Here is a 19800-nt window from a genome sequence, read left to right on the forward strand (position 1 = left end):
TATAGTCATCAAGACATTCCGGCAACAGCGCGACCTGCTGTCGATCTTCGCCTTCGATGAATCGCTTCATGGGCACCTCGCTTGAAACGGGTGCATCGATTTTATTTTTTGAAGGGCGGGACTGGAAGTCTTTTCACACAGCCTCGGCCACAACCGGTCGTTCAACGCCGGCGGCAAAAAACACGGAAAGACGGAACCCAGAGGTACAACGCCCTCAGTACCGGCGCTAAGAAAATGCAACGCGGTCAAAAATCCTATGTCTGCATCCACGTTTTCGACAACGTGAAGCCGGTCCTCCTTGTGGCGAGGGACGGCGGGAGTTGGTGCTTTGTTTGCGGCGGTGAGCACGCTGACAATGCGTCTGAATACAGAGTTGTCGGGATGGGGCACTTGCTCGACTGTGACCCTAGCCTCAATGCATTGCTTGATTTGGCTCCCGAGTGGGAGGCAGAGCGGGCCGACGTTCACTCTCCCTGGATTCGCACAAAGTGCTCGCCGCTTGATGACTAGTGTTCCAGGAAGACGACTCTCGGCCAGAACCGGACCTTCGGGCCTTGCTCCAGAATTCGTTTGGCGATCCTGCCGGCGGACGGTCAAGATTCGGTAACCAGACAAAGGGCTCGTGTGGGCGGCGAAATCCTATTCACCATCGGGGCAATGCTAGGCGCGGCAGCGCTCCTGCATCTGATGTATCGAAGCTGGCGAGTCTCGACTCGCCCATATGCCCTGCCGACATTGACATGTTCAATTGCGACCGGTCTTTGGGCTGGCTATGGCATGCCGCTATACAGCTATTGCAGCTTCTTCTTGGTGGGCTTTCTTCTTGGGGCTGTAGTCTTCTGTCTTCACGCTGCAGCTATCAGGTCGCTCGTTGAGAGAGCGGAGGGGCGGCGTTCATAGGCAGCCGTCGGCCAGAACCGGACCTTCGTACCAACCTTCCATTGAGCCAGAAATATGACCGGCAAGACCCTCCAAGGCACCATTGATGCGGCATGCGCCCATCTGGAAAAGACGGCGACGGATATGGGGGCAAAGCTCTCGTTCAACCTCGGTTCGGTGCGGGTGCTCGAAAAAATTTTGACCGCCCTGAAGGACATCGGAGCCGACCAGTCCACCCTCAACGGCGCTGGCTTTCTCGTGGGGGCCTACCTAGGTGAAATCCTTCGCCGTGAACTCCAAGGAGAGTGGGTCGCCGGGAGAGATGGTGAAGGATTTGCCGTGAGGGCTGGTGATACGAACATCTTTCCCGTCGAGCGTGCGCGGAAGTTCATCGTTGACCCCGATGCAAACGGCCTCGTATTCTTCGCTGACGTGTTTGTGTCGCAGCAAGGGACCGTCCGCCCCTAGAGCGGCATGCGGCCACAACCAGGCATTCAGGTGCATTTATGAACGAACCAAAAGACGTCGCCGCACTGTGTGCAGCACTGGATGCCCTGCCGGACGACGAGTCTCGGCTGCCCCTTTTGATTGAACTGCTCAGCTTGGATGGACACGAGCGCCACGAAGACATCGTGTTTGACCTTGGGCTTCTCGGCAATCCTTCTGCTATCCCGGCAATCGTCAAAGCCGTTTCAGCCCCTTTTCCATACCTAGAGCAGTGGGGCAATCTTCACGCGTTTCAGCGCAAGTGCGCGTATGTGCTCGCTCGAATCGGAACGCTCGAATCTCGTGAAGTCCTTGAGCACTTGGCCCGTCACTCAGACAACCAGCTACGTGAGTATGGCGAGGAAGGATTGAGCAAATGGCCGCTTCCTTTCGTCAGGCGCTGAACGTCCGGTATCGGCGATATTGAAGGACGCCTCTGGGCCCGTTCCCGCCGGTGGCCTTGGCTTCGCGACGGCCAAGTGGCATCGCCGCAACGAGGGGCTTCAAGCCGCTGCGGTCGAGTTCGCTTTCTCGTTCATCTGCTTGCCCTTTCGCATCATTAAGATCACATCCAAGATGCCGAGCTTGCGCAGCTTCTCGATGTCCTCGGCCAACTCTTCGAACACTTCGTCCGGCTCATAGCCACGGCTGCGCAGCTTCTCGCTGAAACTGCTCAGACCGCCGGCAATCTCATCAAGGTCTGACGCGACATCGTCCTTCGGATTCGTGTACTCCCACTTCGGCGTCGCATAGCGCAGGTTGTAGTCGGCCTTCTTCACTCGCCCCGCCAGCTCGCACGCATTGGAAAACGCGCGGACCATCGGCGCGATCAACTTCGGAATGACGTGCAGCCACTGCTCTTGCTCGGCCTCGCGCCGATAGTCGAGCCTGCGGATGCGTGCGCTGGTATAGCTCACTTCGCGCACATCGCCCGTCATCATTTCGTAGGTCCATCCTGCACCGGCAGCAATCAAATGGAGCTGCATCTTCAGGTACTCGACATACCCGGGCGCGGCGTTGGGCTGCACGACGGTGAGGTTCGTGCCGGACGGCACCTGCATCATGCCGCCGCTTGGCAGCTCGCCCATGCTGCGGCTCTCTTTGACCGTCTCGCTCTCGCCCTCGGCCATGCCATCCACATCACCCGAGCCGATCACCGCCAGGCGCGTTTCGAGGTTCTTGCGGTGCTGCTCGGCGTCCTCGTAGAGCATCAGGTCACGGGTGCGCGCGATGATCGGAGCGACCCGCGGGAAGCCTCGCCCCTGCCCGGGCCGGCTGGGCGCAAAGTAGTGGATTACGCTCTCGGCCGGCACGAACTTGCTGGTCGCACGACGACCGCCAAAGATGACCGGCTCGCCAGGATGCTGGTCAAAAAGGTAGTAACCCGCCACCTTGCCGATGCCGTTGTAGGCGATGCCTTCGATCACGTTGTAGCCGTCGATGCGCCCCATCCGGCTGTCGTCGAGCCAATCGATTTCGAGCACCTGGAACTGAATCGGAACCGGCAGGCCATCGGACGGACGGCGGTTCCGAATGCGCACCAGCACCTCGCCGTCGCGCTGCGCCGTCTGGTGCGCCAGCAACATCAGCCCGTAGACATCGAGCCCGCTGTCCGCATCCGCGAACGGCGCCCATTCCTGCCAGGCCGCGGCGTGCTCTTTGCTGTCCTTCCATCTCGGGATGATGCCGGTGCCGACGATGTTCGCGCTGTGCGCGCGCAGCCCTTGCGCGATGTAGGGAACGTTTTGCTCCAACGACCGGCTGCGCACGCGCAGGGTTCGCGCATCGGCGGCATGGTCGGCATTGGCGCTGGCCCCCGCTCGCTTTGGCCGCCATCCGTCGCGCGAGCTGGCACCTTCATAGGCGCGCTTCAGCAGCTCGCGGCTGCGATGCCGGCGCAGTCCCTGATCGGGATTGATGACGCCGATGAGCCGATCCAAGAGATTGGGCATGTCTTACTCGCCGCGGTAGGTGGTGAAGGTGAAGCGACGCACGCCACCGCGCGGGCGACCGACGGCGGCGCGCAGCTCGCCTTCGATGCGGGCCTCGGCCTTGAGCAGATCGTCGATGCTGCGGTATTCGACCCGGCGGCCGTTGTGCATCACGGACAGCTCGCCGCTGGAAATGGCCCGTCGCACGGCGGCCAGGTCTTCGGAGGTGTAGGAGGGTTGAGACATTGAAGGGATGGGAATCGCAAAGGCTTTGACGCTATTCCCTGCCCTGTCTCATTTCAAGCCAAAAACTGAGACGCGATCACTCGCGCCGAGGCTGCTTCAAGCAGCGATAGACGGTAGCGCGGCTGATGCCCAGCTTGCGCGCGACCTCGGTCGCGTTGCGACCATTGAAGAGCGACAGGACGCGGCTGGCGATGTCGTCGCGCTTTCGGCTGGCGACGTAGTAGCGACTGCCCGCCAGGTGGCTGCGCACTGCACGCTTCGATTCGTCCAGCCGCAGCCCTGCAATCTCAGGATGCGCTTCGATCAAGTAATCGAAGATGCGGTCAACGAGATCCGGCTCGGCCTGCAGCAGCGAGTCGAGTACAGGCGTGGGCGATGGTTCTGTCATTCGGTTTACCAATCTCGGCCGAAGGAGGCCGGTGTGCGCGCAGGCGCAGGGGTGTAGGGTCGAGCCGGAACAGGCTCGGGAGCCGGCGTCGCGCGTGATGCGGCAGCGGTCGGCGTGATCGATGGGACAAGCAGCGGCACCTCGGGCGCCAACGGCGCCGAGAACAGATCGCGAGGCGGCTGCACCGAGGCCTCCAGCTCGCTCCAGCGCTTGTCCGTGTAGTTGTGCAAGCCCAGGCCGAAGGCGGCATGCAACGCATAGTTGCGGCAGTCGAGCTGCTCGTTCCGAGGCCGGCGCTTGACCCAGCGATAGGTTTCGCGCCCGCCGACCTTCACGAGGATGCGCTGCTCGGCGGTCAGTTGCTCGTACCACTCGCGCGGCAGCTCGGCGCTGAAGTGGACGCAGCCCGGTCCGGCCTCGGTGATCGAGAGCTGCCCGAGCAACAGGTCTTTGGCGGTATCGACACCGACATTCCAGAGCTTGATGCCATTCGGCCAACGCTTGCCGTTCCACTTCACTTCCTGCGCGCTGCTCGGTCCGAGCACGGGGATGTTTTCTTCGCCGCGGCCCTTCACGGCGCGCAGCTTCGGCAACTGGTGTTGCACCTTGCGCACCCAGTTGTAGACGGCATGCGTCTGGTCGCTGGAGTCGATGGAGATGGCGCTCAGCCCCATCGAACCGCCGTGCCAGGCTTGCGGGTAGCGCCGGCTCAGATATTCGGTCACGGGCGCCCAGTCGGCTTCTGACGCGGGATTGCCTTCGATCACATGGCTATCGACGATCCACGACTCGAGGCCGCGTGCCCACGCCCACACGGCGATTTCCCAGCGGTCGCGCTGCACGTCCACGCCGGCCGTCAGGATCAGCCCGCCGGCGGGCACCGTGCGCAGCGGGAAGGCTTCGGCGCGCGCCTGCAGCTCGTGGTCGTCGGTGCGCTCGCCCACGACCTCCCACGTCTCGCCGAGGGTTTCGTTCACGAAGAGCTGCATCGGGCCAGCGTCGCCGCGCTGCATCGCATCGAGCGCTTCCTCGAATTCCTTCACGATGCTTTCCCAGGTGCGCTGCGGGCTGTACGCAGCCCACACATGCAGGCCCAGCGACTTCGGCGGCTTCGTGGGCATGCCGGCGGCATCGCGCCAGATGCGGTCCGAACCGAAGCGCTTGCCGGTCTTCTCGCAGACCCAGACGCCGGGCATCGGCACACCGCCGCGCAGGTAGTCGCTCTGCCGGATCGGTTCGAGGCAGTGCGGGCAGACGTGGCGCACGGTCGCAGGCTGGCCGCGGTCCCACTTGAAACCGAACAGTTTCTCGCGCCCCCCCCACATCAGCGGGTGCTCGACGCCGCAGTGCGGGCAATCGATATGGAAGCGCACGAAGCCATCGGCATTGCCGGCCGCGCGTTCGACATGGCACATGCCCTTCACGCCGGGCGTGGAGCCGCCGATGAACTTCGGATAGGGTGCGCCTTCGAGCCGTCCCTTCGCCAGGCCGCCGGGGTCGCCCGACTTCTCGATGACCTGATCGAAGGCCGACCATTCGTCGAGGATGGCAATCGCCACAGTGATGCGGCGATAGGCCCGCTTCGCCTTGCCGCCCAAGAGGTGGAGCACGCTGTCGCGAAACTTCTTCAGCTTGATGGTGTCGTCATTGCCGCCGCCCTTGCGGCGTGCGGCCTGCACGGCAGGAACGCCGTCGCGCGCATCAAGGATCGGATCGATTTCGCTCTTGACGTAGCTGTCGCGGTCGTCGTCGGTCGGTTGCCACAAGGCCTGCTTGCGCCGGCGGTGCGCGATGTTGTAGGCCACGAAGGCGGTAATCATCTTCGTGTAGCCGACGCGCTTCGACTTCATGACATCGAGTTCTTCGATGCGATCGTCGCTCATGAAGTCGAGGATGCCGGTCTGGAAGGACCACGCGATCCATCCGCCCTTCTGGTGGGAGCTTTCGCCGGCGAGCTTGAAGTTGCCTGCGGCCCATTCGCTCAGCGTCTGGAACAGCTCGGCGCGCAAGCTGCCGAGTCCAAGCTCAACGGACTTGCGAACCGCGGCCAATGTTTCACGCGAAACGTGCATCGCCATCAGACCTCCGCCCCGGCTTCGTCGAAGGCCGATACATCGTCGTCCTCGTCGTCATCGGGCGACTGCTCCATACCGTCGAGCTGGTCGCCCACGAGCTTGGCAGTCGAGCGAATCCACTCGTTGCGCGCGCTAGCGATAACCTGCTGCACCGTGGCCGTGGCTTCGTCGGGCAAGCCGGGGCATGCCTTCTGCAGTGCCCCTTCCAACTGGTCGAACCGATCCACCACTGCGCTTGATGCGGTGCCCAGGACATCGGCGAGCAGACCAATGGGCGCGTACTCGCCGCGCGCCACGGCGTTCTTGATGTCCTGCGCTTCGCGCTGACTGCGGGCCAGCGCGGCCCGTTCCTGCACGAGGTCGAGGCCGCCGCCATCCGCCGACGCGCGCCCCGCCGCAACTTCGCGCAGGCGGTCGCAGTAGGCGAGCAGCCAGGCAAGCCCGGTGGCGCCGCGCACGATCACGCCTTCGCTCGCGAGCTGGCTCACCTTCGCTTCGCTCACGCCGATCAGCGCAGCGAACTCGGCCTGCGTGATCGATGCGGCCAATGCCTCAACGACCTTCACTTAACCCCCTTAGCAAGGTCGCGGAACAGTCCGAGAACGCGGTTCGAATTACCCGTATCCGTGGCTTCGCGGAAGGACCCGGGGCGTTTTTCGACGGCGCCCCACGATGGGGCGTGAGGGTCGGAGGCGCCGCGAGGCGACATGTCGAGGTCGGCCTTCATTCGCCCACCATCTTTCGAATGCGGTAGCGGATGCGCCGCTCGATGTAGGGTTCAAGGTCAGCGCGCTCTGCGACACGCTCGCTGCTGATGCGCGCCTCGTAGGCTGCATTGCGCACGAACATCAGCACAGGCCGCACTACGCCGCCCTGTGTTCCTGTCGCGGCCCAGATGCCAGGCGCGAGGTGCTGTGTTGGACCACTGCGCAGACGGCCATACGCAACAAAGAAGCGCACACCCTCGCGCCCCTTGGAGCCCCTGTGCAGACGGGCCTTTCCCCTGTCCGTCATGTTGGCCCGATAGCCCTGCTCTCCCATCGCTTGGAAGTAGGACAGCAGGCGCACGAGGAAGCCACCGCGCACGTTGCCCCGGCCGTCATCACTGCCCGGGAATGGAGTGGCAGGGATGGCCGTCTGATAGCCCGCCGGCAAGATGCCGATGCGGCGCAGCGCCACTTCGCTGCGCTTGTCACGTCGTGCCCCGCCGAACTCCTGCGCCTGCAGAATCTTTTGCGGGTCCACCCCTTTGCCGCCGTAGTAGGTCGGCTGCACATCGATGCTCAGCCTCTCTGAGGTAGCCGGACGAAACTGCACGCTGCGAAGGATGTAGTCCGAAGGGCGGTCGAACTGCTCTCGCATCTCCCGCTGCCAGCCACGGCGCACATGGTGACCGCCATCGTTCAAGCCCTCGGCATACGCCTGCTTGGCCTGCTGGCCCGACAGCTTGGCGAGCTGCTGCTGCACGCTGGCGAGGCCGCTGCCATTGAAACCCACGGTCACGCGCATGCCGCCTCCCCTGCCCGTTCGGCGGCACGCATCACCCGTGCGGTGAACGCGATGTAACTCTCGCCACGGCCCATCGAGAACGCCGCTTCATCCCACGCACTGACGCCCAGTGTGCGCGCCTTCGCGTCGATGCCGCTGCGCGTCTCGTGCCATGCGTCCGCGCCGGTACTAGCGCCAGCGGCACGAGGCTCGTCTCGCCACCGCTCATTGCGCAGCCAGGTCGCGAACTCGGGCACGAACTCGCCATCGTCCTTCGTCCACCTCTTGCTAAGCCTTTGGGCCTCGATTGCCGAGCGCATCGTCTGCTGCAGCGCGGCGCTCGGCGCCATCCGGCGGTATCGGCGTTCTGCCTTCGACCGGTTGTCACGGTTCGGGTAGATCGCGAAAAGTTCATCGAACCCGCTCGCCCCCCCGCCGGGGGGTAGGGGGGATTGGTTCATTGATGGTTCTGAAGATTCGGGTGTCATAGCTGTGACACCCCTCTCGTCTCTGGTGACACCCCTCTCGTCCGTGGTGACACCCCTCCCGGGTTTTGCGACGGGTGTCAGATTGACACCCGTGTGGATAACTTCCGCTGGGGGCGCATCGTCGAGGGGTGTCAAATTGACACCCCTCTCGGGCGTCGGCACTTCCCCGCCCTCGATCCATTCAGGACAGATGCGGTACTCGTTCGTGATGCCCGGCCGCCCGGTCGCCGTCTTGACCTGAATCAGCCATCCGATGGCGACCATGCGGCGAATCTGTCGTTGCACGCTGCTGCGGCTCTGCATGGTCTTGCGGGCCAGCTCGTCCACCGAGGGCCAGATGCGCCTGCCGTCATCGCTGGCGTGGTCGGCCATCGCGAGCGCGAGCAATCGCTCCATGCCGCCCGATGGATAGCGATCAAAGACCATCGACATGACTTTGATGCTCATGGCGTCGCGCGCCCTCCCCGGCCAGGTCGAACCGCTGCGCTCATGCCTTCGGCTCCTCCCGCATCAGGCCGCGCAGCATCGCCAACGCATGGCCCATGCTGGCGGCTGCCTCGGCCGCGTGGTGTTCGGCCTTGCGCATCTGATTGCGCGACACGCCACCCGCGCGGCGCATCAGCGCCTCGCCGAGCGCCTGCACGTAGTCGGCAAACGCCATCTGCATGCGCATCAACGTATCGACCGGATCGTCTTCGGAGTTCGCTGGCGTCGCGCGGACGCAGACGTGATCCAGCTCGTCGGCCATGGCGTGCAGGATGCGGTAATCACGGCTCTGCCATTGCATCTCGATGGCGTCGCGCAGTGTGAGGTTATGGCTCGTGTTCTGCAGGTTGACCTTGTGCGTCAACGTGTTGACGTTCTGGCCCATGCGCTTGGCAAGGGCGGCGATGCCGCCGTCGTACCCATGCGCGGTGTCATAGGCCGCGACCGCGGCATCGTGGCCGCGGAGCTTGGCGGGCACGGGCTCATCGGCGCCATAGCCATGCGCCTCGTCGATTGAGATATTCGTTCTCATGCAAACCTCAGTGAAAAACAGCGCCCCAATCGCGGAAGCCGCAGCCCCCACGGTTGCGGAGCGGATAGACGCCATCGAGCAATTCCTGCAGCAGCTCGTGCTCTTGCTGGAAGTCGAGCCGGACCTGAATCGGGAGTCCGTCGCCGCGTGGATCGAGATAACAAGCAGCAGCGCCAGGGCCCATGGGCTGCAGTCGGTGCGCGAGCGTGCCGCGATGGAGCAGCTTTGCGCGCGCGTGCTGTCGCCCGGCGTTGACGTGGTGCAACTCGGTTCGGGCTGGATTTCGTGAAGATTGGCATCTCAACCCCAAGCTCCCGCTCCCTCACCGAGAAACAAAGTCACCTTCAGCCGCTGGACAATGAACGTTCGACCAACCATCGCGAGAAGGACACTCATGAACGAAGAGCGAGTTGCGCTCAACAGCGACGCATCCGAAGTCACGCTGCACCTGGACGGGAAGCTGTCCGCGCACGAACTGGAGGATCTGATCCATCGTCTTGCGGAGTTGCGCGCCGCCATGAATCCGGCGGTGCCGGATACGCGGGCCGCAGCTCTCGCAGCGAACAGCGCGATGCTGGAAGAAGATCGCCCTTCAATCACTGCAGCCGTCCGTCTCGACGGGTCCCTGCGAATCAGCATGCGGAACCGAGGCATCGGATGGGTTGCGGCCATCGTCGAGCGCCGAACCGCGCATGCGTTGGGCCGCTACATGGTCGAAGCCACCCCCGAAGTTCAGCCCCTCGACCTCATCAACCACAGCGAGCGACATCGACACTGATCGAAGCTCACGGGTGCGGAGAATGGATTGGATGGACGCCTCAGCTGGCCGCAGGACCATCAATCGACGTTGAATCTCGGCGTTGCTCGCGTGCGAAAGCTGCACGAGCGAACGCCCGAGCCCGTAACGGGGCTCAGAAGTGGCTCGCCGAGCCAAGTCGGCGATGGTCGCCTGCCCGCACCCGCACAAGGCGGCGATTTGGGTGTGGCTGAGCTTTCGTCGCTGCAGTCCCGAAATGAGTTGAGGCCAATCCATAAGCGCTCGACTTTATCGGTATTCCGATATTCATTCAAGCGGTTTTCCGATGTACAGTGAACCTACCCTATCGGTTATGAGGGATGTCCAACGCACAGAATTCGGCCAGCGGCTTGCCGCTGCGCGCAAGCATGCGGACCTTACACAGGGGGCGCTTGCAAAGCAGGTCGGTATGAGCCAGTCCGCTTACTCCGAGGCCGAGAAGTCGGGCCTTGGGTCTGCGTTCACTCCACAGATTGCGAAGGCATGTGGCGTAAACGTTGACTGGCTCGCCACTGGCGAAGGCGAGATGATCCCTCGACCGAAAGGGCTTGAGACGGCGCAGGCCGTCAGGGCCGGCAAGCTAAAGGGCGTTGCCGTAGTTGGGAGAGGCAACGGGGGAGCAATGCCGCAGGTGATTTGGACGGATTCAGACTATCCAGTGGGAGCGACGGGTGAGTACGCCGAGGACATCGCGAGCAGCGACCCGCAAGCATTCGTGGTGGAGGTCGAGGGTGCGAGCATGTACCCGAAGTACACGCCCGGAAACTTCGCGCTCGTGGAACCAGGCACAGAGCCCGAACTAGAAGACGACGTGCTGGTCCGCCTTGTGACTGGTGAGACCCTGATTAAACGCCTTGTCTCCCGACGCAGCGGCTACAGCCTTGCGAGCTACAACGACACGGTGGTTCTTCATCTGAAGCCTGAGCAGGTGGCGTGGATGTACTACGTCCCTTATCCGGTCCCTCGCCGCAAGATCAAAAGCCGAGCCTGACCGGTTCAACCGGTATCCCGATAAAAATATCGCTCCATTTATCGGTTTACCGTTGACACAAATATCGGAATACCGATAATTCACTCCAATGCGCCATCCCGGCGCGAAGGAGTGAGGAATGACGCGCACCGCGCACCAAGCCAAGAGGGCATCACGTCCCGCCTCGACCACGCAGGTCGATAACAGTCGCCGCTATCGCTGCACCTACACACCGCGCGACGCGCTCGGCCACCTGCATCCCTCGGACACGGGCGCCGCTCCGTTCGTGCAGTTCCGCGCGGCCAACGCGACCGCAGCACTCGACATCGCCCACCGCATCACCGGCTGCCCGGTGATCGAAGCGACCCGCATCGAGGGCTAAGCAATGGCTCGCGTGCAAACCAACCACGCGGCCTCGGGCCGCACCGCGCCCTTCGTCGCGACCCGTTCGGCGCGCGTCGAAATCTGGATGCGCATCAACGGTCGTCGTCGCCAGGCGTTCTATCGCTGCAAGCTGGCAGGCGTCACAACGTGGCAGGCCATGGGTGTGCCGCTCGCAGAAAAGGCACTCAAGGCGGGAAGCATCGACCTCCCCGGCCTCGCCGACGCAGCTGTCGAGCGCTACGCAGAGGACGAAGCGCCAGCCCATCCGATGGCTGTGGAGTTCGCCGAGCGCGCACGCGCCCTCAACAGCGAGATTGACGCCCTCAACACCGCCGCGCGAGGTGGTGCATGAACGCGCCCGTTCGTCTCATCAGCGAGTGGCAAACGCACTTGAAGGTCTACGGCCGCGAACCGAAGACCCTCGAAGAACTTGCCATTGCAAAGGCCGACTACGAGCACCGCCGGCGCCTTGCCGAAATCAAGGTGCTGCGCGGGAAGCTCGCCTTGCTCGATGGGTTCCTGCCTGCACTCGCCGAGCGCGGCATCAACCTCGCACATCGCGATCTCTGCACCTACGACCACGGGAAAACGTTGCGGATTCAGACCGCGATCTGCTCGCGTGACGACAAGCTGTTCGCGGCCCTCATCGACCTCGGCTTTCGTGAAATCGAGCGCAAGGACTGGGGCAACAAAGAAGAGCAGGTGAAGCTCAAGCACGGCCGCTCACTGGTGCTCGTCATCGACGTGACGAAAGACAGCCATTCCGTCAACAGCGCAACGCGGGACGCGACAGCATGAGCACGCCAGGTGACCTGCTCGGCTGCGATGACCACGAAGCCGCCAACATGCGCCGCTGCTTCGAGGCGGCACGTGCACAAGAGCCGACGCATGAACAGGCCGAAAGATGCGATGACGGCGAGCACGGTTGCGCTGCATGCCCGTGGCGCCGTGAGGCCAGCAAGCCCACCGGGAGCGTGGGCTAATGGCGTTCCTGTTCCGCTGCCCCGAGTGCCGCACGCGGCGCCGCAGCTATGGCCTGTTCACGCAGCACCTGCGCGAAACCGGTCATCGCTTGTGCCGGTGCGGCGGATATCACTACGAGCACCGCCCGGGTTCGCCGTTCTGCGAGCGAAACCCCATGAGCGCGGCGCTGCTCGCGAGCCGGCACGGCGCCTCTGACGAAGAGGTGATTGACATCGCGCTCGAAATCGTCTTGACCACCCCGGGCCGCGCTTCGCTGCGCTGCCCGTTCTGAAAGGCCGGCCATGCGCTCGACCTCGTTCCAAGAAACCGGCGTTGGCCTCATGAGGACATCGCCAGTCGCGCCCGTCTCGGGCTTCCTCGCGACCGCCGCCGCGCTGGCGGTCTTCATCGTCCTGCCCATCGCGCTCGCCGCGATGTGTGTCTACGGCTGGAGCACACCATGATCGTGATCGTTTCCCCTCGCCCGCGGCGCCCCAAGCAGCCGCAACAGACCGGCCCCGTCGGCGGCCTCGCCGACAGCCGATTCAAGTACACGCCGGCCGTCGCCACTGACATCCGCAACACCTTCAAGCGCATCCGCGCCGAGCAGCGGGGTGCACGGCCATGACGACCGTCACGACCGGCGTTTTCTTCGTCAGCAAGGACCGCCCAGGCCGCCCCGCCGTCAGCGACCACAGGTCCGATACGGGCGAATTCATTCTGAAGATGCGCCTCATCGACAACCAAGGTCCGCGCGCCGTCGAGGTGTACGTGACGCGCTGGGTCGGCCAGACCGCCGCCGCGTGGCGTGCCCAGCACCCCGAACTGAAGGCCGGCGATGCGCTGCGCCTGGTGCTCAGTAATCCGCGCGCAATGCCCGGCGCCATGTCGCCGGAAACGCACGCCGCCATCTCTTCGTGCGAGCTGCTGCCCGCACGCGCCCCCGCTGCCGCTCAAACCGCGTAGCCCATCACCACGACCCGGACACATGAATACCCTCACACCCCCGGTGAAGCGGCCCGCCCTTCACCATCTCATCGCGCTCACCGGTCACGCTGGCGTCGGCAAGGACACCGCCGCCGACTTGCTCGTTGCACATGCGCGCTTTCGCAAACTCGCCTTCGCCGACGCGCTGCGCGCCGAAGTCGCGAATGCATTCGACCTCTCGCTCGTCGACCTCAGTACGCCGTACCTGAAGAACGTGCCGACCGTCGCGCTTCGCATGCGCCGCGCGCCGCACGAGTTCCTCGCGTCCGTGATCCTGTCCTTGAGCGCCGCCGCAACCGACCACCGCACACCGCTCAGCGACGAATGGCTCGACGAACCGCGTAGCCCGCGGCAGATAATGCAGTGGTGGGGCACCGAGTACCGCCGCGCGCGGTCGCCGCGCTATTGGACCGAACAGCTCATTAAGCGCCTTGCCTACTACCGGCGCGAGGGAGAAACCCGCTTCGTGGTCACTGACGTGCGGTTCGACAACGAGGCCCACGCGCTGCGCATGGCCGGCGCCGTGCTCTGGCAAGTCATCCGCCCAGGTCACGACGGCACCGCCGAAGGCGGGCATGTCAGCGCAACGGACGGTGGCCGCTTTAATCCCGAGGTGGTCATCACCAACGCCCACGACGTGCGGCACCTGCAGGTCGAGGTGCTGTCACAGTTCATCGCCCGCGAACTCGGCCTCGACCGCGAGAACATCACCCTCAGCACGAGGGCCGTCACATGCTGACCTCAGCGGGGTCGCTGCGCCACCGCCTCGCTTTCGACCGTCGCGCCTTGAAGTTGCCGCTCAAGTGCATGAATTTCTGCATAGACGACATCCATCCGAGGTTTGATTTCTTTCAAGACTGCATTCGCACGCTCACACAAGGGAATCCATTGCGAATGAGGGCCTTTTTCCATGTACACGCGCGCCTCATAAACGAAGTTTTGAAACTCTCTCCCAACACTTTCGGCAACAAGAATGGCTTCAATCGCCGCGTGCGTCTCGAAACGCAGATGATTGACTTTTCCCAGCGCCATCACAAGGCCTGCAAGATCACTGCCGAGTGGCCGAAGGAATTCGACCTGCCGGTATTCGTCGCATGCCAGGTCTCTAACCGATTCAGCTTTGCGGTAAACGCCACCCACAAGCTGGAAGGCAGCGTTGTGAAGGGAGAGGCGGCTACGAAGTTCGGCCTCGGCGGTTCGCGCCTTCTCCAAATTGTGCTGACGTTGCACTACCCACGCGGCCGCTCCGATTGCTGCAATGGAACCAATCGCTTGAACCCAAGATGCCCATTCGGTAGAGCCTTTCGGCGGGTATGCGGCGAACGCCCAAACGAACATTGCAGCCGAAAACACGGCCCCGGCGACGCTGAGCGTTCGCTCAATGTCTTTTCTCATTTCCACCTCCTAGGTGACCGAAGTATGAGGCCACCCGAATTCATCAGCGCACGCAAAGTGCCTGTCGCTCGGATTCCGAAGAAGCGCGCCATGCTCTATGTCGGACCGATGGTGCGCGCAGTGCTGCGCGATGCCCGCCCCAAGACGCAAACGCGCAGCCAGGTCAAACCATGAGCCTCACCGTTGACGTGCCAGGCGCAGCCGACCTGCTGAAGATTCACCCGGAGACGGTGAAGAAGATGATCCACAAGGGAGAACTGCCCGCCGCCCAGGTCGGCCGCGCTTACGTGATGATGACAAAGGACGTGCTCGACTTCATCGAGAACGCCGTCATTCGAGACACCGCAGCGAGGATGCGCCGGCCCTCGAAGTCACCAAAGCCGCGCCGCCAGATCGCTGCCGCGTAAGTTCGCGTACCGCATCATCATGCGGTGCGACTTGTGGCCGGTGATCTTCATGATCTGAGTTTCCGAGAGAGTCGTCTTTTCGAAAAGACGACTCGTTGCCTCGTGCCGGAGGTCGTGAAACTTCAGACCCGGGCACTTCGCCGCCTCGAAAATCCCGATGAACAGCTTTGACAAATAATCCGAGGTTCTGTCGAGTTTTGTCGAACTGGTGTCTCCATCCCACCACGGAAACATGACATCGCGCCCCTTTACACCGGCCGCAACTCGAATCTCTGAATAGGCTGTCAGCGCCTGCAGAGCCACGCTGGAGAGCGGCACCTGCCGCTTGTCGCCGTTCTTCGTCTTGTCGAGGAAGGCTGTGCGCTTCTCAAGGTCGATCTGATCGAGCGTCAGCGTGAACATTTCGCGCAGCCGCATCGCCGACTCAACGGCCAGGACGAAAAGGCACCAAAGGCCCTTCGGATCGTCCAACGTCAAAGGCCGCTGCTTCCGGGGCAGGATGCCGCCGACGATCACCGCGGACACCCGCTCGAATTCGCCAGGCTCCAGACGCCTATCGCGCTCGATATCAACCCGGGCGCCGCCGGCGAGCGCCGCATCGGTCTTCGTGTACTGGGCGTAGCCATCGGGCAGCGTGCGCAACGGGTGGTCGGGCATCACCAAGTGCCCCTTGCGCATGCCCCAGTCGGTACAGCGCGCCAGTGCCCCCACCTTCGCGCGGATGGTGGCCGGCGCAAGCTTATCGAGGCGCTTCATCTCCGAAATCCAGTCATCGACCCAGCCGGCCGTGATGGCGGTCAGTCGGGCCGCCCCCTTGGTCTTGATGATCGTTCCAAGCGCGGCCCGATCCTTTGACTTCGGGTGCGCATCGCGCTCGTACTCTCGCACGAGGTCGGCGATGGTGATGATGCGCGAAGGTACCTGCAGCTCGGTGGGCACTATGCCCTTGTCGAGCAGCTTCTCGACCCGAGCGACGAACGCATCGCCCTCAGTCTCATCGGCAAAGGTGAGATAGATCGGCTTGTCGAGCAAGCCAGCGCGCTTGATGACGTATTCCCAGCCATTCGGCCGCTGCCGCTTCCCCGCCATATTGCTCCGTCGCGTGTACCGTGAAGCTACGCACTTTACGCGATTCGCACGGGTGGCAGATCGCTGTTTTTGGTTGGCAAAGGCTGTTCTAGGCTGTCATTCCGGGCGGTGCAACGGGTAAAGAAAAAGGGCCTAGATTGCTCTAAGCCCTTGATTTCAATAGCATTTCGGGTGGTGGGTGCTGAGGGGCTCGAACCCCCGACCTACGCCTTGTAAGGGCGCCGCTCTACCAACTGAGCTAAGCACCCCACCGGGAATACTTTCCGAGTCTAACGTCTTAGTTCAGCGCGTCTTTCAGCGCCTTGCCCGGACGGAACTTCGGGATCTTGGCTGCCTTGATTTTAATCGCGTCGCCGGTGCGGGGATTTCGGCCGGTGCGGGCCGCGCGCTTGCCTACTGCAAAAGTGCCGAAACCGACGAGCGAAACGGAGCCGCCTTTCTTGAGCGTGGTGCGAATGGCGCCAATAGTGGATTCGAGTGCACGCGTCGCTGCGGCTTTGGAAATATCGGCGTTCTTTGCGATGTGCTCAATCAGTTCGGTCTTGTTCACAAGGGCCCCTTGTAGGAAAAAGTTGGTCGGCTTCCGTCAGCTGCGACCTGGCCGCAAACGATGCGACCCCAGAGCCTGGCAAGACTGACGCCTCGGCAGCGCGCTGCCAGCGAGGATTACAACCACTGGTCTGCAGGGTGTCAATAAGACGCGAAGCCATGCCGATCAGCGGAGCGCGCGATTTTAGAGGCCTTTCGTGAAGCCCTTTTTCAGGGCGGCTCAAAGGGCGGCGGCGATCGCCTTGCCCACGTCGCTGGTGCTGCCCGTTCCGCCGATGTCGGGGGTGCGCGGCGCTCCGCTTTGGGGCGCAAGCACCTTTTCGATGGTCGAAAGAATGGCGTCGTGCGCCTGCTTGTGGCCCAGGAACTCCAGCATCATCGCGCCGCACCAGATCTGCCCGATCGGGTTGGCGATGCCCTTGCCGGCGATGTCGGGCGCCGAGCCATGCACCGGCTCGAACAGCGACGGCGCGGTGCGATCGGGATTCAGGTTGGCGCTCGGCGCGATGCCGATGGTGCCGGTGCAGGCCGGCCCCAGGTCCGACAGGATGTCGCCGAACAGGTTGCTCGCCACCACCACGTCGAAGAAGTCGGGCCGCTGCACGAAGTGCGCCGTGAGGATGTCGATGTGGAACTTGTCGAGCTTGACGCCCGGGTAGTTCTTGCCCATCTCGGCCACGCGCTCGTCCCAGTACGGCATGGTGATCGAGATGCCGTTCGACTTGGTGGCGCTGGTCAGGTGCTTCTTCGGCCGCGACTGCGCGAGCTCGAAGGCGAACTTCAGCACCCGGTCGACGCCGATGCGCGACATCACGGTTTCCTGCACCACGATCTCGCGCGGCGTGCCTTGGTACATGCGCCCGCCGATGCTGGAGTACTCGCCCTCGGTGTTCTCCCGCACGATGTACATGTCGATCTCGCCGGGCTCGCGCGGCGTGCCGTCGCGCCGCACCACGGGCGCGATGATGCCGGGCATCAGGCGCGCGGGACGCAGGTTGATGTACTGGTCGAACTCGCGGCGGAACATCAGCAGCGAGCCCCACAGGGAGACGTGGTCGGCGATCTTCTCGGGCCAGCCGACCGCGCCGAAGAAGATGGCGTCGTGCCCGCCGATCTGGTCCTTCCAGTTGTCGGGCAGCATCTGGCCATGCTTCTCGTAGTAGTCCCAGCTCGAGAAGTCGAAGTGGTCGAATTTCAGGTCGATGCCAAACTTGCGCGCCGCAGCATCGAGCACGCGCAGGCCCTCGGGCATGGTTTCCTTGCCGATGCCGTCACCGGCGATGACTGCGATTCTGTGGGTGCTCATGGTGTGGCTCCTGCTCGTTCGAGATGGGTGAAAGGCGAAAAGAATGCCTGCGCCTCGGCGAGCAACTCGCCCGGCGCTTCTTCGGGAACGTAGTGACCGCACGGCAACGCGCGGCCCGACACTTCGGCCGCGCGTTCGCGCCACAGCGCGAGCACGTCGAAGGCCTTGCCGACCGCGCCGTGCTCGCCCCACAGCACGCGCAGCGGCTGTGCCAGGCGCTGGCCGGCGGCGATGTCGGCGCGGTCGTGCACGAGATCGATGGTGGCGGAGGCGCGATAGTCCTCGCAGATGGATTCGGCCGTGCCCGCGATGCCGGCGCAGCGCTCGTATTCGGCCAGCACCTCGGGCGCGAAGGGCGCGAGGCCGGCATGCCGCCCGCCCATCACGCTGCGCACGTAGCGTGCGGGGTCGGATGCGATCAGCGCCTCGGGCAGCGGCGGCGGCTGGATCAGGAAGAACCAGTGCCAGTAGGCCTTGGCGAAGGCTTCGGAGGTGTGCTCGTACATCGCGAGCGTGGGTGCGATGTCCAGCAGCAGCATCCGCTCGACTGCGTCGGGGTGGTCCGCGGCGAGCCGGTGCGCCACGCGCGCGCCGCGGTCATGGGCCAGCACGCCGAAATGTTCGAAGCCGTGGTGCCGCATGGCGGCGAGCGCGTCGAGCGCCATCTCGCGCTTGCTGTAGACCACGTGTTCGGCATCAACTGCAGGCCGGCCCGAATCGCCATACCCGCGCAGGTCGACGGCGACCACGGTGAACCGCTCGGCCAGCGTCGGAGCCACGCGATGCCAGATCGCATGCGTCTGCGGATGGCCGTGCAGCAGCAGCAAGGGAGCACCGCGCCCGCCGATGCGGCCGTGGATGCGCACGCTATCGCGCTCAATATCGAAAGTGGGAAAGGAAAGGAAGGAGGCTGTCACGCAAACGATTGTGCGTTGCGCCCGGATGATCATCAAGCAACAATCAGCCAATTCATACTTTCCGATATGGCATGAGTCCTCTCTCGATGGATCGTGGCGACCTGGCACTGGTGCTGGCCATTCGCGACCAGGGCAGCCTGGCGAGCGCTGCGGCCACGCTCAACGTCGTGCCCTCGGTCATCACCAAGCGGCTGGGCGCGCTGGAGGCGCGCCTGGGCCAGCGCCTTTTCGAGCGCACCACCCGGCGGCTCAGCGTCACGGCCGAGGGCGAGGCGGTCTGCCTGCATGCGCGAGCGCTGCTCGACGGCTTCGCCGCCCTCGAAAGCGAACTCGGAGAACGCCAGAACGAACTGACCGGCACCGTCCGCCTGGCCGCGACCTTCGGCTTCGGCCGCCGCTGGCTGGGGCCGGCGCTGGCCACTTTCCAGGCGCGGCACCCTGCACTGCAGATCGAACTGCTGCTGACCGAGCAACTGCCGGACCTCGGCGCCGAGGGTTACGATGGCGCGGTCTGGCTCTGGGCGGTGCAGCAGCGCCGTGCGGCCGACTGGATCTCGCGGCGCATCGCGCGCAACCAGCGCGTGCTGGCCGCCTCGCCCGCCTACCTGAAGCGCCGCGGCACGCCCGGCACCGTCGAGGCGCTGGCTTCGCACGATTGCCTGGTCGCGCGCGAGAACGGCGATGCCAGCCAGCGCCAGTACGCACTCTGGACCCTGCGCCATGTGCGCGACGGCAGCACGGCGCGCGTGCGTGTGCAGGGGCCGCTGGCCAGCAACTCGGGCGAGATGGTGCGCGACTGGTGCGTGGCCGGGCATGGCGTCATGCTGCGCAGCCTGTGGGACATCGCACCCCAACTCGCGAGCGGCGAACTGGTGCGCGTGCTGCCGCAATACGCGATGGCGGAAGCGGACATCCACTGGATCGCGCCCTGGCGGCCGAAGACGCCTCGGCGGGTGCGCCTGCTGGTCGATCACCTGGTGGAACAGTTCCGCGGCGAGCCCTGGAAGCCGGGCAAGGCCGATACGCGCTGAAGAGAAA

30 protein-coding genes and 1 tRNA gene are annotated in these 19800 nt (G+C 64.0%); 17 read left to right on the plus strand and 14 right to left on the minus strand.

The window, feature by feature from the left end:
• Positions 1–954 precede the first annotated feature (954 nt).
• Positions 955–1347 (plus strand): hypothetical protein, encoded by a 393-nt coding sequence (locus AC1DFC_RS18905; RefSeq protein WP_093176404.1) that lies wholly within the window; start codon positions 955–957, stop codon positions 1345–1347.
• 38 nt (positions 1348–1385) lie between these two features.
• Positions 1386–1769: a HEAT repeat domain-containing protein gene (locus AC1DFC_RS18910; RefSeq protein WP_478179782.1), complete on the plus strand. Its 384-nt coding sequence runs from the start codon at positions 1386–1388 to the stop codon at positions 1767–1769.
• 99 nt (positions 1770–1868) lie between these two features.
• Here the strand turns inward: AC1DFC_RS18910 and AC1DFC_RS18915 are convergent, their stop codons facing one another.
• The 8 genes from AC1DFC_RS18915 to AC1DFC_RS18950 form a co-directional block, all read right to left on the minus strand.
• Entirely contained in the window at positions 1869–3317 is a 1449-nt protein-coding gene (locus AC1DFC_RS18915) for a phage portal protein (protein WP_478179783.1), read from the minus strand.
• Between the two features lie 3 nt (positions 3318–3320).
• Positions 3321–3542: a phage head-tail joining protein gene (locus tag AC1DFC_RS18920; RefSeq protein ID WP_478179784.1), complete on the minus strand. Its 222-nt coding sequence runs from the start codon at positions 3540–3542 to the stop codon at positions 3321–3323.
• 76 nt (positions 3543–3618) lie between these two features.
• Positions 3619–3930 carry a helix-turn-helix domain-containing protein gene (locus AC1DFC_RS18925; protein ID WP_478179785.1) on the minus strand — a complete coding sequence of 104 codons (312 nt, stop codon included), beginning with the start codon at positions 3928–3930 and terminating at the stop codon, positions 3619–3621.
• 5 nt (positions 3931–3935) lie between these two features.
• A complete protein-coding gene (locus tag AC1DFC_RS18930; protein ID WP_478179786.1) occupies positions 3936–6008 on the minus strand; it encodes a phage terminase large subunit family protein in 2073 nt (690 codons plus the stop codon).
• Positions 6008–6571, minus strand: coding sequence for a hypothetical protein (locus AC1DFC_RS18935; protein ID WP_478179787.1), 564 nt, complete (start codon positions 6569–6571; stop codon positions 6008–6010). Before AC1DFC_RS18935 ends, AC1DFC_RS18930 begins: the two co-directional genes overlap by 1 nt.
• Positions 6572–6728: 157 nt before the next feature.
• Positions 6729–7514: a hypothetical protein gene (locus AC1DFC_RS18940; protein ID WP_478179788.1), complete on the minus strand. Its 786-nt coding sequence runs from the start codon at positions 7512–7514 to the stop codon at positions 6729–6731.
• On the minus strand, positions 7505–8428 hold the full coding sequence (locus AC1DFC_RS18945; RefSeq protein ID WP_478179789.1) for a helix-turn-helix domain-containing protein: 924 nt from the start codon (positions 8426–8428) through the stop codon (positions 7505–7507). The genes AC1DFC_RS18940 and AC1DFC_RS18945 overlap by 10 nt, the downstream gene beginning before the upstream one ends.
• Positions 8429–8468: 40 nt before the next feature.
• A complete protein-coding gene (locus AC1DFC_RS18950) occupies positions 8469–8999 on the minus strand; it encodes a phage regulatory CII family protein (RefSeq protein ID WP_478179790.1) in 531 nt (176 codons plus the stop codon).
• A 10-nt stretch (positions 9000–9009) separates the two neighbouring features.
• Here AC1DFC_RS18950 and AC1DFC_RS18955 point away from each other — a divergent pair, with 10 nt between their 5' ends.
• From AC1DFC_RS18955 to AC1DFC_RS19010, 12 genes are all read left to right on the plus strand, one after another.
• A complete protein-coding gene (locus AC1DFC_RS18955) occupies positions 9010–9288 on the plus strand; it encodes a hypothetical protein (RefSeq protein ID WP_478179791.1) in 279 nt (92 codons plus the stop codon).
• 105 nt (positions 9289–9393) lie between these two features.
• Positions 9394–9777, plus strand: a complete 384-nt coding sequence (locus AC1DFC_RS18960) for a hypothetical protein (protein WP_478179792.1) — start codon at positions 9394–9396, stop codon at positions 9775–9777.
• 331 nt (positions 9778–10108) lie between these two features.
• A complete protein-coding gene (locus AC1DFC_RS18965) occupies positions 10109–10786 on the plus strand; it encodes an XRE family transcriptional regulator (RefSeq protein ID WP_478179842.1) in 678 nt (225 codons plus the stop codon).
• A 118-nt stretch (positions 10787–10904) separates the two neighbouring features.
• Positions 10905–11147 carry a hypothetical protein gene (locus AC1DFC_RS18970; RefSeq protein WP_478179793.1) on the plus strand — a complete coding sequence of 81 codons (243 nt, stop codon included), beginning with the start codon at positions 10905–10907 and terminating at the stop codon, positions 11145–11147.
• 12 nt (positions 11148–11159) lie between these two features.
• Positions 11160–11501, plus strand: a complete 342-nt coding sequence (locus AC1DFC_RS18975; protein WP_478179794.1) for a hypothetical protein — start codon at positions 11160–11162, stop codon at positions 11499–11501.
• Positions 11498–11947, plus strand: a complete 450-nt coding sequence (locus tag AC1DFC_RS18980; RefSeq protein WP_478179795.1) for a hypothetical protein — start codon at positions 11498–11500, stop codon at positions 11945–11947. The genes AC1DFC_RS18975 and AC1DFC_RS18980 overlap by 4 nt, the downstream gene beginning before the upstream one ends.
• Positions 11944–12132, plus strand: a complete 189-nt coding sequence (locus tag AC1DFC_RS18985; protein ID WP_478179796.1) for a hypothetical protein — start codon at positions 11944–11946, stop codon at positions 12130–12132. Before AC1DFC_RS18980 ends, AC1DFC_RS18985 begins: the two co-directional genes overlap by 4 nt.
• The gene (locus AC1DFC_RS18990; protein ID WP_478179797.1) at positions 12132–12404 is read left to right on the plus strand and encodes a hypothetical protein; all 273 of its coding nucleotides are present in this window, start codon (positions 12132–12134) and stop codon (positions 12402–12404) included. Before AC1DFC_RS18985 ends, AC1DFC_RS18990 begins: the two co-directional genes overlap by 1 nt.
• A gap of 49 nt (positions 12405–12453) precedes the next feature.
• Positions 12454–12576 (plus strand): hypothetical protein, encoded by a 123-nt coding sequence (locus AC1DFC_RS18995; RefSeq protein ID WP_478179798.1) that lies wholly within the window; start codon positions 12454–12456, stop codon positions 12574–12576.
• A complete protein-coding gene (locus AC1DFC_RS19000; RefSeq protein ID WP_478179799.1) occupies positions 12573–12740 on the plus strand; it encodes a hypothetical protein in 168 nt (55 codons plus the stop codon). The genes AC1DFC_RS18995 and AC1DFC_RS19000 overlap by 4 nt, the downstream gene beginning before the upstream one ends.
• Complete coding sequence (locus AC1DFC_RS19005) at positions 12737–13078, plus strand: hypothetical protein (protein WP_478179800.1); 342 nt, start codon at positions 12737–12739, stop codon at positions 13076–13078. The genes AC1DFC_RS19000 and AC1DFC_RS19005 overlap by 4 nt, the downstream gene beginning before the upstream one ends.
• Positions 13079–13100: 22 nt before the next feature.
• Complete coding sequence (locus AC1DFC_RS19010) at positions 13101–13838, plus strand: deoxynucleotide monophosphate kinase family protein (RefSeq protein WP_478179801.1); 738 nt, start codon at positions 13101–13103, stop codon at positions 13836–13838.
• Positions 13839–13840: 2 nt separating this feature from the next.
• Here AC1DFC_RS19010 and AC1DFC_RS19015 read toward each other — a convergent pair whose 3' ends face one another.
• Positions 13841–14494, minus strand: coding sequence for a hypothetical protein (locus tag AC1DFC_RS19015; protein ID WP_478179802.1), 654 nt, complete (start codon positions 14492–14494; stop codon positions 13841–13843).
• A gap of 24 nt (positions 14495–14518) precedes the next feature.
• Here AC1DFC_RS19015 and AC1DFC_RS19020 point away from each other — a divergent pair, with 24 nt between their 5' ends.
• Positions 14519–14668: a hypothetical protein gene (locus tag AC1DFC_RS19020; RefSeq protein WP_478179803.1), complete on the plus strand. Its 150-nt coding sequence runs from the start codon at positions 14519–14521 to the stop codon at positions 14666–14668.
• Complete coding sequence (locus AC1DFC_RS19025; protein ID WP_478179804.1) at positions 14665–14901, plus strand: helix-turn-helix domain-containing protein; 237 nt, start codon at positions 14665–14667, stop codon at positions 14899–14901. The genes AC1DFC_RS19020 and AC1DFC_RS19025 overlap by 4 nt, the downstream gene beginning before the upstream one ends.
• On the opposite strand, the gene AC1DFC_RS19030 is transcribed toward AC1DFC_RS19025, so the two are convergent.
• The 5 genes from AC1DFC_RS19030 to AC1DFC_RS19050 all read right to left on the minus strand — a co-directional run bounded on the left by AC1DFC_RS19030 (position 14866) and on the right by AC1DFC_RS19050 (position 18762).
• Entirely contained in the window at positions 14866–15933 is a 1068-nt protein-coding gene (locus AC1DFC_RS19030) for a site-specific integrase (RefSeq protein ID WP_478179805.1), read from the minus strand. The two genes, AC1DFC_RS19025 and AC1DFC_RS19030, sit on opposite strands and share 36 nt — an antisense overlap.
• A gap of 229 nt (positions 15934–16162) precedes the next feature.
• Positions 16163–16238, minus strand: a tRNA-Val gene (locus AC1DFC_RS19035).
• 29 nt (positions 16239–16267) lie between these two features.
• Entirely contained in the window at positions 16268–16540 is a 273-nt protein-coding gene (locus tag AC1DFC_RS19040; protein WP_007830705.1) for an HU family DNA-binding protein, read from the minus strand.
• Between the two features lie 219 nt (positions 16541–16759).
• A complete protein-coding gene (locus AC1DFC_RS19045) occupies positions 16760–17845 on the minus strand; it encodes a tartrate dehydrogenase (protein ID WP_007830702.1) in 1086 nt (361 codons plus the stop codon).
• Entirely contained in the window at positions 17842–18762 is a 921-nt protein-coding gene (locus tag AC1DFC_RS19050) for an alpha/beta fold hydrolase (protein WP_042673028.1), read from the minus strand. The genes AC1DFC_RS19045 and AC1DFC_RS19050 overlap by 4 nt, the downstream gene beginning before the upstream one ends.
• Positions 18763–18833: 71 nt before the next feature.
• On the opposite strand from AC1DFC_RS19050, the gene AC1DFC_RS19055 reads away from it, so the two are divergent.
• Positions 18834–19793 (plus strand): LysR family transcriptional regulator, encoded by a 960-nt coding sequence (locus AC1DFC_RS19055; RefSeq protein ID WP_413333907.1) that lies wholly within the window; start codon positions 18834–18836, stop codon positions 19791–19793.
• The last annotated feature ends 7 nt before the right edge of the window (positions 19794–19800 follow it).

This window comes from Variovorax sp. 10L421 (assembly GCF_056395365.1).